Annotated in this window: 11 protein-coding genes; 2 read left to right on the forward strand and 9 right to left on the reverse strand. The window is 52.0% G+C overall.

Translation table 11 applies throughout. The features are described from left to right. Window positions 1–32: 32 nt before the first annotated feature. Window positions 33–281 carry a hypothetical protein gene (locus KNP02_RS13845; protein WP_034779838.1) on the reverse strand — a complete coding sequence of 83 codons (249 nt, stop codon included), beginning with the start codon at window positions 279–281 and terminating at the stop codon, window positions 33–35. Window positions 282–376: 95 nt separating this feature from the next. Here KNP02_RS13845 and KNP02_RS13850 point away from each other — a divergent pair, with 95 nt between their 5' ends. Further along, entirely contained in the window at window positions 377–670 is a 294-nt protein-coding gene (locus KNP02_RS13850; protein WP_251129349.1) for a hypothetical protein, read from the forward strand. Window positions 671–698: 28 nt separating this feature from the next. Here the strand turns inward: KNP02_RS13850 and KNP02_RS13855 are convergent, their stop codons facing one another. The 8 genes from KNP02_RS13855 to recU form a co-directional block, all read right to left on the reverse strand. Continuing rightward, entirely contained in the window at window positions 699–1,274 is a 576-nt protein-coding gene (locus KNP02_RS13855; RefSeq protein ID WP_214709990.1) for an NERD domain-containing protein, read from the reverse strand. 18 nt (window positions 1,275–1,292) lie between these two features. After that, entirely contained in the window at window positions 1,293–1,589 is a 297-nt protein-coding gene (gene gpsB, locus KNP02_RS13860; RefSeq protein ID WP_251129348.1) for a cell division regulator GpsB, read from the reverse strand. A gap of 5 nt (window positions 1,590–1,594) precedes the next feature. Beyond that, a complete protein-coding gene (locus KNP02_RS13865; RefSeq protein ID WP_034777364.1) occupies window positions 1,595–2,140 on the reverse strand; it encodes an SLOG family protein in 546 nt (181 codons plus the stop codon). Continuing rightward, complete coding sequence (locus KNP02_RS13870) at window positions 2,137–3,294, reverse strand: ribonuclease H-like domain-containing protein (protein ID WP_214709988.1); 1,158 nt, start codon at window positions 3,292–3,294, stop codon at window positions 2,137–2,139. The genes KNP02_RS13865 and KNP02_RS13870 overlap by 4 nt, the downstream gene beginning before the upstream one ends. After that, window positions 3,291–5,540, reverse strand: coding sequence for a DEAD/DEAH box helicase (locus KNP02_RS13875; protein ID WP_214709986.1), 2,250 nt, complete (start codon window positions 5,538–5,540; stop codon window positions 3,291–3,293). Before KNP02_RS13875 ends, KNP02_RS13870 begins: the two co-directional genes overlap by 4 nt. Before the next feature lie 14 nt (window positions 5,541–5,554). Then, the gene (locus KNP02_RS13880; RefSeq protein WP_251129347.1) at window positions 5,555–6,115 is read right to left on the reverse strand and encodes a hypothetical protein; all 561 of its coding nucleotides are present in this window, start codon (window positions 6,113–6,115) and stop codon (window positions 5,555–5,557) included. Window positions 6,116–6,204: 89 nt separating this feature from the next. Continuing rightward, the gene (locus tag KNP02_RS13885) at window positions 6,205–8,832 is read right to left on the reverse strand and encodes a transglycosylase domain-containing protein (protein WP_214709985.1); all 2,628 of its coding nucleotides are present in this window, start codon (window positions 8,830–8,832) and stop codon (window positions 6,205–6,207) included. A gap of 21 nt (window positions 8,833–8,853) precedes the next feature. Then, window positions 8,854–9,450: a Holliday junction resolvase RecU gene (recU, locus tag KNP02_RS13890; RefSeq protein ID WP_084592793.1), complete on the reverse strand. Its 597-nt coding sequence runs from the start codon at window positions 9,448–9,450 to the stop codon at window positions 8,854–8,856. A gap of 352 nt (window positions 9,451–9,802) precedes the next feature. Here recU and KNP02_RS13895 point away from each other — a divergent pair, with 352 nt between their 5' ends. Then, window positions 9,803–10,654 carry a DUF3800 domain-containing protein gene (locus KNP02_RS13895; protein ID WP_034777355.1) on the forward strand — a complete coding sequence of 284 codons (852 nt, stop codon included), beginning with the start codon at window positions 9,803–9,805 and terminating at the stop codon, window positions 10,652–10,654. Window positions 10,655–10,804 lie beyond the last annotated feature (150 nt).

Consider the following 10,804-nt stretch of genomic DNA (forward strand, 5'->3'; position numbering starts at 1 on the left):
AAAAGCTCCACTCGAGATGAGTGGAGCTTTGTTTACGCTTGGTTATAATAAAGCGTCCCTGGCTTCGAGAGCGTCAAATCGTAGAACGCCTCAAACGCTTCGATGTCCTCTAACTTGCGGAAATCGACTTTGTCCGTCTCTTCATTCGGAATCGCGACGACGATTCCGTCTTCGGTTTGTTTGATCATCCCGGTCTGCCCGTTATGGATGCGGATGTAGAGCACGTGCTTGTCTTCTAGCAGCGTCACAGCTTCGCGACGCGATTGAATCGTTGTTTTCATCGTCATCCCTCACTTTCTTTTGAGTATATCGGTCTATCGTTGTTGCTTTCAAGCGGTTGCACCCTTAAAATTATGTAAAGAAGGGGTTGAACGCTTTGGATTTGGAAACGCTATTGATTATCGTCTTAGGCATCACATTCGTCGTGCTCGTCTCAATCCGCGCCGTCCGCAACTTACAGTGGGTCTGCTTCGGCGAGGCGTTTGGCAAGCAAGGCGAGGCGCTGCTCGACGACTATACGTATTTGACGGAACAAGGCATCAAGTGTCGCGTCGAACACGGCTTGCCGACCGGGCGCCTGTTCCGCCCGCTCGCAAAAAACTTGGACGACCGGGTCGCTTTGTTCGTCCATCGTAAAGATGCAGAACAAGCCCGACAATTATTGAAATGAAAATGGCGCTGAAGCTTCAGCGCCATTTTCATTTATGTACTTGACGCTCCGAGCAATAGTAGGCGATGTGTTTGATTGTCGCCTCCGATAACAGCTCGAGCTTCGTTTTCGCGATGACGTCATCGATCACATCAAACGTATCGGCACAGTTGGCTTTGATGCGTTCCACTTTGAGACGGGATGTCTCAGGGAAAATCAAGAACGACGTGACAGGGACTGCTTGTCCGCATTGCCTCTTCAGGACGCTCCTGACGTGCTTCGTCATCCGCTCAAGCTCTTCCATCGGATGCGGATAGATGTTTTTCCAACCGAGCGACGTCTCGAGACGACAGTCACGGTTCGTCATATGGACGGCCGACGTCGTCCGATTGATGCGGACTAAAAAGACGCCTTTCGGGCCGACCAATACATAATCGAGCACATCCTCACCAAGCTCGACTTGTTCGATCATCATCCAATCAAACCGACATGTGTGACGGATAATCTCGACGATCTCGTCCGTGTACGATTTCGGTGGTGTGATGACTTCTTCTTTCGTGCGGAACAAGCCTTTCGTCTGTCGTTTCTCAGGTTCTTTTTTGACGGCCGTCAATACTTGTAACATCTTCTCCACCTCCTCACTTTATTCGCTCGGGCCGACCTGTTTTCCGAAGACGGCCTTTTCTAAATTCGAGATGCGACGCAACATGTCATAGTTCGACGCGACAGGCTGGGCCGGTTTGACCGGTTCTGCTTGTTCGTTCGAACCGCGGCGGAGCGACTCATTCTCTTGGTGCAACCGTTCGATTTCTTTCGTCATCTTCTCATAATCGCGGATGACGACGTCCAAAAACTGGTCGACTTCTTCTTGTGAGTACCCACGAAGGGCGGTCTTGAATTCTTGTTTATAAATGGCTTCGGCTGTTAATTCAGTTTGCATCATTTTCACTCCCAATGTTGTTCCCATTGTTTTTCTTCTTCGATCACGCGTAATTCTTCCTGTGTGATCAAGAATAACTCCATCTGGTGTTTTCGTTTAGCCCCTTCGACGAGAAAGCGTGGGCTTCCTCCCGTCTCTTCGTCATAGAGTGTGATTAATCCTGCTGCTTTGTCTAAAAAGAAGGCAGTTTTTGCCCGCAACTGGCTCGGGTCCTCGTAAGGACGCTGGGTCAGTGCTTCAAAAAAGTCGGCCTCGAGCTGCAAACGAATGAACAATTCTTGCTCGTACGGCTTATACTTCTCTTCCATCTGTAAAAAAGGTGGAAATACGGCGATTTTGATTGGATAAGTTTCTCTTAACTCTAACAATACTTCTCCAGCCCATAATTCACAACCGTTCGTGCCACTAAAAATGAACCATTCGGCTCCTAGCTCGATGGCTTCGACAATTTTTCGCTCATACGCTTCCTTGATGATGCCGATACCGGGATGGTCGGCTTTGAAGATGCCGAGTTCATGCGGCCGGTATCCTGTGATGGCGACAACTTTCATGACTGCTTCCTTTCTAGCCGGTTCATCCGGTGCCGAAGCGCCCGCATCTCGGTCAAAGCGGTCTGTCGAAGCACCGTCTCTTTCCGTTCCGCCAAAGCGATGGCCTGTTCGGTATAGATGATTGCCCGATTGATGTCTTTTTCGCGATGTTCGGCGTATTTCGCCAATTCGACGAACGCCTCGACCGTACCGACTTGTTCGAACAGCGGCAACGCCTGCTCCATCTGACCGGTCCGTTTTAACAGGAGCGCTTGACGCATCAAGGCCCGCTTCGTCGGCTGTTCGAGCCGCTCGTACTCTTGAAGCGCCGCCTCGGCGTTGCCGAGGTCGTTCAACCAGTGCGCCCGTTCTTCACCAAATGGCGTCTCGTCGGCTTCGACGAGATGACAGAGCCGTTTGTAGAGCGAGACGAGGCTTAGACAATCGGCATGATGGTGTTCGATGACCGGCTGTAAAATATCCGGTTCCCGGTCCTTCACATATTGGAAATAGTGCATCGGGGCCAAGAAGCCGGGCAAGTCGTCCGTCCGGGCGTGGCCGAAATGTGCCTCGACCGCCTTGAGCGATACCGATTCGAGCGTCGGTTTCAGCAATCGCCGTGAGGCATGCAACAAATCGACATGGCCGACGGCCGGTAACGCCTTCACTTTCGAGCGGACGAACGTGTGCCTTGTTTTGATTTGGGGCCAGTCGAACGATTTTCCGTTATACGTCACGAAACGGACCTCGTCGCCGATGTCGTTCAAGAAGTGATAATAAAACGCCGTCTCGAACGCGGGATGAGGCAACACGTATTGGATCATCTCGAGATGCTCATCTTGGAAACGCGCGAATCCGATCAAAAAGATCGAGGTCCCCGATCCGCGGAGCCCGGTCGTCTCGGTATCCATGAACAACACCTGCTCGGACGGGACATCGACTTGGAAAAAGGGATGGGTCGATGTCGCGAGTGAGGCTTTTGCCTCTCCGAACGTAAAGTCGTGGTACGTCTCGTCGAGCGGATAAATCTGCTTCAAGCGGACACACCACTCTTGTTCGAACGTCAGGATTTCTCCACCTCGGGCCCGCCACTTCGCCTGTTCAACGTCGTCCGGCGTCACGGCCGTTTGTTTCGGTTCATTCGTTTTGATGAGTCGTGATAGTTTTGCTTTCATATCGATCCTTTCAATGCATGCAACTGCTGGACGACCTGCTGTTTGAAATCACCGTACCCAATCATGCCGACGCACCGCGGACAGCCGCTCTCACACGGACAGTCCTCGACCGTACGGATGGCTGCATCCAAGACCTCATCGGCGTCGCGATAAAGCGCCTCGCTCAGCCCGATGCCGCCTGGGTAGCGGTCGTATAAATAGACGGTCGGTTTATTCGTATGGGTCGCTTTCATTTGAATCGTCGTGAACAAGTCGAGCGTGTCACACATCAAATAGAGCGGGGCGAGCCGCCGCAATAGATCACTGACCGCTTCGAGCTGATCTTCCATGTCGGCCTCCGAGTAGGCGAACCGTTCGTCGAGCGTGAACCACGTCGCCGTCGTGTGCAGTTCTCGTTCCGGCAAATGAATCGGCCCGGAACCGATATTTTCATGCGTCCCGAACTTGATTTTCTTGAATAGTGTCGCCATCGCGATGACCGATACTTCTCCAAACGTCTTCACGCCGGTCGTCTTGTTCTCTTCCAACACTTTCAGTTCGACCGCCAAATTGGCGTCCGTATAGTAGTCGACGTCGACACGTCGGACGTAAGCTTTCTTCTCTTCAAAGTCGAGTCGTTCGACTTGGTATTGTTCGGCCCCATGTAAATAGATGGCCTCGTCATGTAGTAACGTAATCGCGCTGAATGTATCCATCTCACCGATGACCTGGTTTTTCGCGGTCTGGTCGACGATGACGACATTCTCTTGGTCACTCGTCCGCAGCGAGATGTCATGAGCCGGGAATGCGTCCGTCATCCAATAATATTTATTGGCCCGTTCATGCAAGATGTGGGCGTCCGTCAAGAAATCGAGAATCTCTTCCGTCTCGACCGTGCCGAATCGTTCCCCTTTTGAGAAAGGCAGTTCGAAGGCGGCACATTTCATATGGTCAACGAGAATGATTAAATTGTTCGGGTCGAGACGAGCCGCTTCAGGAGACCGGTCTAAAATCAAATCGGGCTGTTCGACGACGAGTTGATCGAGCGAAGACGACGAGGCGACAAAAATGACGAGCGCCTCGGAATGACGGCGTCCGGCCCGGCCCGCTTGTTGCCACATCGAGGCGACCGTGCCCGGATAGCCGTTCAAGACACACGCCTGCAACTGGCCGATATCGACGCCGAGTTCAAGCGCATTCGTCGAGACGACAGCTTTAATCTCACCGTTACGGAGCCGACGCTCGATTTCACGACGCTCCGACGGTAAGTAGCCGCCCCGATAGCCAACGATCGATTTTGGTCCGAGCTCGCGCCGCGTCAGTTCTTGTAAATACGTCAACAACACCTCGACCCGTACCCGTGAGCGGGCGAAGACGATCGTCTGAATATCCGCTTCGACGAGCTTTGAGGCGATCCGCTTCGTCTCGAGCGTGGCGCTCCGACGAATCCCGAGCGCCTCATTGACGACGGGCGGATTGTAGAAAATTAAATGTTTCTTCCCTTGGGGCGCCCCGTTGTTGTCGACAAGGACGACGTCCTCTTCGGTCAACAGTTCAGCCAGCTCGACCGGGTTGGCGATCGTCGCTGACGTCATGATCCATTTCGGATGGCTCCCATAATAGGCACAGATCCGTTTCAAACGACGAAACACGTTGGCGACGTGGCTACCGAATACCCCTCGGTACGTGTGCAACTCGTCGACGACGATATATTCCAAGTTCTCGAACAAGCGAATCCATTTCGTATGATGCGGCAAGATTCCAGAGTGAAGCATATCGGGATTCGTGATGACGATATTGCCGGCGTCCCGTACTTTCGTACGAGCCGCTGGCGCCGTGTCCCCATCGTAAGTGAAACAGCGGAGGTCACCTTCGAGCGCCTCGACCATCTCCATCAAATCACTGTTTTGGTCTTGGGCGAGCGCTTTCGTCGGGTACAAGTAGAGCGCCCGGGCATTCGGTTGTTCAATCATTTTCGATAAAACCGGCAGATTGTAACAGAGCGTCTTCCCGGAAGCAGTGGGGGTGACGATGACCGTCGAGTTGCCTCGAGACGTCTGCTCGATTGCTTCGGCCTGATGGGTGTACAGTTGTTCGATTCCGCGGCCATGCAGCACCCGGACGAGATCTGGCGGGACGCTCGATGGAATCGGCGAATACCGGGCCGGCTTCGCCTCGACCGTGTGCCAATGCGTCACGTTGCCCGAGAAACCCGGGTCGGTCTTGAGCGTCTGAATCATTTCTTCCACGGAACTTTTTTTCCGCATAGAGTTCACCTTCTTTACGATTTCGAAGGTGCAAGACGTTCCACGACAGCCTTGACTTGGCTGATCCGTTCGTCATGTACGAGCCGATGGACGGCCGGCAAACGGAGCACGTCCATCGCTTTGAACGAATCGGCGACATGCTCATTCTCTTCTTCGAGACGCGTGATCGCATCGTCATACAACCGTTGCGTCGACCGTCCGAACAAGACGATGGTATGTAGCTTCGTGCACTTCGAGTGGACCGCTTGTAAATGCTTCGTGTAACGCTGCACCGCTTTATGATAATCTTCATGCGTCGCGAGCGCTTGGCGCTTGCCCCGCAGAAGTTCAGGGTAATATGACTCGTCGCCGAGAAACATCGTCTCAACGCCGATCCGTTTCAAATAGGGATGGCCACTGGCCTCGGCCACGGCTTGATCATCAATCAAGCGTCCGAACGGAATCGATTCCTCGAGGAGCAATCGGCCCATCTTCAAGCCATTGACGCCATGTAACGGGATGCCTAAATCATCCTCTTGCAGTCGGTCGATCACAAACAATACTTTCATCTTACGTTTCAATGAGAGTTGTACCATGTGTCACCATCCTATTCGCTTTCTTTTCATTATAGCAAACGAAACAGAAAAACAGGGCGCTGATGTCGCCCTGTTTCCTGTGAGTCAGATTAGTCACGACCCCCGTTGCCATTCCCGTTGCCGTTGTTACGGTCATCCGAGTCTGACGTCGATTGACGGCTGACGTCCCCCTCCGAATCCGACTCCCCGTCTGTCTCATCGGTTGTCGGTTCTTCTTCGGTCGGTTCTTCCGTGTTCTCGTCTTCGGTGTTGTTGTCGTTTCCGTTATTCTCATTGTTTTCGTTATTGCCATTGTTCTCGTTGCTCTCACCATCGGTTTGCTCGCCTTCTTCTTCAGGAGGCGTCTCTTCCGTGGCTGGCTCTTCTTCCTCTTCGGCAGCAGGCTCCTCGCTCCGTTCGACCGTGTAGGAAGTTTGGAGCGGGCTCGACTGTTGATCGCCGACGAGCGCGTTCGTCGCGTTGGCGACAATCGTGAACGTCGTCTCCCCTTCACCGAGGCCAGAGATGGCGATGCTCGTGTCTTCGGTCGTCCCGACGACACGCTCGCTACCGTCCGGACGTGTCTCCGTCACGGTGAACGAAAGTCCTTGGTAACCAGCTGCTTCGACTGCTTGCTTGTCGTATGACCACGAGAGCGTACCTGTCTCGCCTGGCACATCGTAGTCAATCGATGCGCCGGTCGGCGCGGCGAGTTTGTCCGGCTGCAAGTCTTTTGGTTTCGTTCCTTTGACGTACAACTCGTTTCCGAGCGAGAGCACCGATTCCGGTTGCTGGAAGCGATCCGGTTGACCCGTCGCTTTCGTCACTTCTTGCATCATATACTCGAAGTAATATTGGGCGTAGTTCGGTTTAAACAACGATACGGGTATGTCATTTGATGCACGAGCCGTCCATACCGAAATTGAGTAATCGGTCGTATAGCCGGTAAACCATTTATCATTCTCCTCGCCCTTTTCATCGTTCGTCGTCCCGGTCTTCCCGGCGACGTCGTACGGGAACGCGCCTGGTTCATACGTCCCGTTCGAACCGCTGACGACGTCACGAAGCATATCCGTCAACATGTAAGCCGTATAATCTTCCATCGCCTGCTTCGCTTTGATCGGCGAGTTGATCGTCGAGCCGTCGTTGAACTCGATTTTTTGGATCAAGTGCGGCTTCGTATACATGCCGTTCGTGCCGAGCGCAGCGTAAGCAGCCGCCATTTGTGTCGTGCTCGCTTCTGCTACACCAAGACTGTTTGCCGGCAGAATCTCGTCACCCGCACGCGCCGGCTCGATGCCGACGTTCTCGACGAACGACTCAATCGCCTCCGAACCGAACTCTTCCTGTACTTCATAGAAGGCACGGACGGCTGGAGTGTTACCAGAAACCGTCAAATAGTAACGCATCGTGTTGGCACCGCGGAACCCTGGATAGTAGTTCCCTGGTTTAAAAGTTTCGCTTTCGTCAAACTCTTTATCAATCAAGACTTTCCCAGTCGACCACTGTGCGTTCTCGATCCCTGGACCGTAATCGAAGAACGGTTTCGCCGTCGACCCGATTTGGCGTTTCTCGCGCGAATAGTCGCGATAGTTCTTATCGCCTTGTTTCGCTTGTTCACTGTCGATGACGGCGACGATTTCACCCGTCTTCGTATTCAACACGGTCGCGCCCATGCGAAGATCTTCTGGGAACTCACTTGTTGGAAGGTTGACGTTATCGTTCTTAATGTCGTTATTGAACTTCGTATGCAAATCTTTATTGATTGACGTATACACTTTCAAGCCCGTCCCGTAAATGTCGGCCTGCTCGAGACCGTAGTCTTCCTCGAGCTCGGCTTGGACGCGAGCGTAAATGGAGCGCGTGTACGTCTCTTCTTCTGTTTCTTCACCTGGCGAGATGACGTCCGCAATCTCGACGTCGAGCGCCTGGTTGTATTCTTCTTCCGTGATATGACCGTCACGCTTCATCGCTGAGAGCACTTGCTCTTGACGATAACGCGTCAGTTCCTGGTCCCCGTTGATTGGGTCATAGGCACTCGGACGTTGCGGGAGACCCGCCAAAATGGCCGCCTCTTGGTAATTCACTTCTGAGACCGGCTTATTGAAGTAGCGTTTCGATGCCGTTTGGACACCATATCCGCCTGTACCGTAATAGTTCTTATTCAAGTACATCTCGAGAATCTGTTCTTTCGTGTATTCGCGCTCAAGTTTGATGGCGAGCCACTGTTCTTGCAGCTTCCGCTTCAATTTCTTGTCGGTCGACAAGAACGATTGTTTGACGAGCTGTTGCGTGATTGTCGAACCACCTTCGGCCCCGAAGCCGTCCGTCAAGTTCGCGACAACGGCGCCGCCGATACGGCGCAAGTCGATCCCGTTATGTTCATAGAAGCGACGGTCCTCGATTGAGATGACCGCTTGTTGCATCACTTCTGAAATTTCATCGATGGAGACGTACTCCCGAATTTGTCCACTTCCTTCGAGCGGTTCGCCTTCAGCTGATAATAGTTGGATCGGATACGTATCGACCAACTTCTCTTCATCGAGCGGAGGTGCCGTCGCGATCGCATACGCCGTGTATGCGGCGCCGGCGATGACGCCGATAATGAATAAAATCCCTAAAATCGTTAAAATGCGTCGAAACTTCGACTTCTTCGTTTTTTGTTTCGGCTTTTTGGCCGCTGGTTTACGTTTATTGCTCGTCGTATCTTGTCGACGTGCCATCCGACTTCGTTCCATTCACGCTTCACTCCTTCTATTTCAATCGAGCCACGCCTCAATCGCCGTCAAATAATCGACGGCGGGCATCGCCCGGGTTGGAACTTCAATTGCTTCTTGCTCGATATAGGAGAGCGGAATCGACTTCCGTCCCGATTCGCGCTGTTCCCACCAAACTAATAATTGCTCCGTTGATAACACATATTGCGTATTATAGCGGCTAAACCGAATGATGACAAAACAAACCCCTCCATGCCGCTCGCACTCACGCATGTGGTTGATTTGGTGGTCGTGGAAGTTTCCGAGTGGAAATGACGTCTTATTGTTTGTCTCTTTCGCCTCGAAATCGATGTACTTCCCGCGATACACCCCGTTATAATCGGTCGTCGACGCTTGCTTGAAATACGCCTCGGTCACTTTCGCCGCGCTCCGTTTCGGGTAATCGACTTTCACGATTTGCAGCGGTGTCGGCTTCTTATGGATGACCGCTCGTCCATGAAGTCGGTAAAACTCATTTGTGTCGTTCAGCAGCGTCTCAAGGTTCATGCCTCGATTCGCATACGTCTGCGGATTAGAGCGGACCGGCGTTGCCGCAGGTTTCGGCTTTTTCCCGTTCGGATAATGGAACAATGTCGTCACCCCTAGTCTCTAGTTTAACAGGTTGGTCCAGCCGTTCCTTCCGTCTGAAGTCTGATTGTCGAGTTCTGTCGCTCGACTCCTGTGTGGATTTTCCGCAATCCATATCGTACCAAACTCACGTATGTTAAACTAGTAGGTAGTTCATTGTGTAGTCAAATTGACACGACCTTGTTACGGAAGAGCTATTTATTTTTCTGAAATAAGTCTTCTACTTATTAGCCATAATCAAGACAGATTAAACGCAGATTGACGTAAGTTTGAAAAAGTGCGCAATAAGCAATGTAAACCAAGGTTGGAAAACAATTAGCAGGCTCGCTTGGATAAACAGTTGAGCCATGGTTGGAGGAGTAAGATGGAAACACAAAAGAAGTATGTCATGTTCGTCGATGAGACGGGCACGCCAAAAGGAAATACCCAGTTCAACCTCACCGGCGTATTGATGGAATACAAATATGCGATCGATGCCGACGAGGCCGGGATGCCGTGCGAGTTGAAGCGCCGGTTACATGCCTTCAAACGCGACGTGTTCAAGACGGAGAATATCCCGCTCCATTTAAAAGAGATTTTAAAGGCCGAGCATCCGTATGGGAAAGAGGATGGCATCACGATCGATATGCTTCGTGACTTTTGGAACAAGTTGCCGGACTTCCTACGCGATATCAACTGTACGATCATCAGCGTCGAGGTCGATAAACAAAAGCTTCACGACTTCTATTCAACGCCGAAAGACCCGTACGTCGTCGCCTTCGCCCACTTGATGAAATCGTTTTATGCATTCTTAGAAGAGACAGAAGCGGTCAGCGCCCGTGTCGTCTTGGAGTCGCGAGACGACTATCAAAACTTGCTCATCCAAAAAGCATTCTTCGATATCTTCAATTCAGGGACGGTCCATCTCGACGTCGAGAAGAGCCGACAAAAGATTAAAGGTTTCATCTTCTCGGAGAAACAGAACACAATCTATCAGTCTGGGCTTGAAATCGCTGACCTCGTCTGCCTCCCGCTCTCGCGTGTACGTCGCGGCGTCATCGAAGTGAAACCACGGTTCGTCCATTATGGGGATGAGAATCGGATCTTCAAAGCCATCAAGGACAAGATTTACATTCGTAAAGAAAGTCCTGACCAAGATTTCCGTAACTGGGGATTCAAAAAAGTACCCATCACGAAAAAACGCCGCGAATGGAGCGACCATCCGTGGAACCATTAAAAAACGAGGCTGGGACATAACTCAGTAGATTTATAACAAAGAGGCCCCCGGGAGCGACTTGTGAACTGAGCCCCGTAAAATGGACAGTTTAATAAAAAGCCCACGTTTTCTATGCGGCGATCAGATGGCCCCGATATTGTTCCGGGGTCA

Origin of the sequence: Exiguobacterium sp. s40, from assembly GCF_018617905.1 — a bacterium.
Taxonomy (GTDB): Bacteria; Bacillota; Bacilli; order Exiguobacteriales; family Exiguobacteriaceae; genus Exiguobacterium; species Exiguobacterium mexicanum_A.

Excerpts from the sequence above, each read along its gene's own strand:
- KNP02_RS13845 (WP_034779838.1), bottom strand. The coding sequence starts at position 281 with ATGAAAACAACGATTCAATCGCGTCGCGAAGCTGTGACGCTGCTAGAA.
- KNP02_RS13855 (WP_214709990.1), bottom strand. The coding sequence starts at position 1,274 with ATGTTACAAGTATTGACGGCCGTCAAAAAAGAACCTGAGAAACGACAG.
- gpsB (WP_251129348.1), bottom strand. The coding sequence starts at position 1,589 with ATGCAAACTGAATTAACAGCCGAAGCCATTTATAAACAAGAATTCAAG.
- KNP02_RS13865 (WP_034777364.1), bottom strand. The coding sequence starts at position 2,140 with ATGAAAGTTGTCGCCATCACAGGATACCGGCCGCATGAACTCGGCATC.
- KNP02_RS13870 (WP_214709988.1), bottom strand. The coding sequence starts at position 3,294 with ATGAAAGCAAAACTATCACGACTCATCAAAACGAATGAACCGAAACAA.
- KNP02_RS13875 (WP_214709986.1), bottom strand. The coding sequence starts at position 5,540 with ATGCGGAAAAAAAGTTCCGTGGAAGAAATGATTCAGACGCTCAAGACC.
- KNP02_RS13880 (WP_251129347.1), bottom strand. The coding sequence starts at position 6,115 with ATGGTACAACTCTCATTGAAACGTAAGATGAAAGTATTGTTTGTGATC.
- KNP02_RS13885 (WP_214709985.1), bottom strand. The coding sequence starts at position 8,832 with ATGGAACGAAGTCGGATGGCACGTCGACAAGATACGACGAGCAATAAA.
- KNP02_RS13895 (WP_034777355.1), top strand. The coding sequence starts at position 9,803 with ATGGAAACACAAAAGAAGTATGTCATGTTCGTCGATGAGACGGGCACG.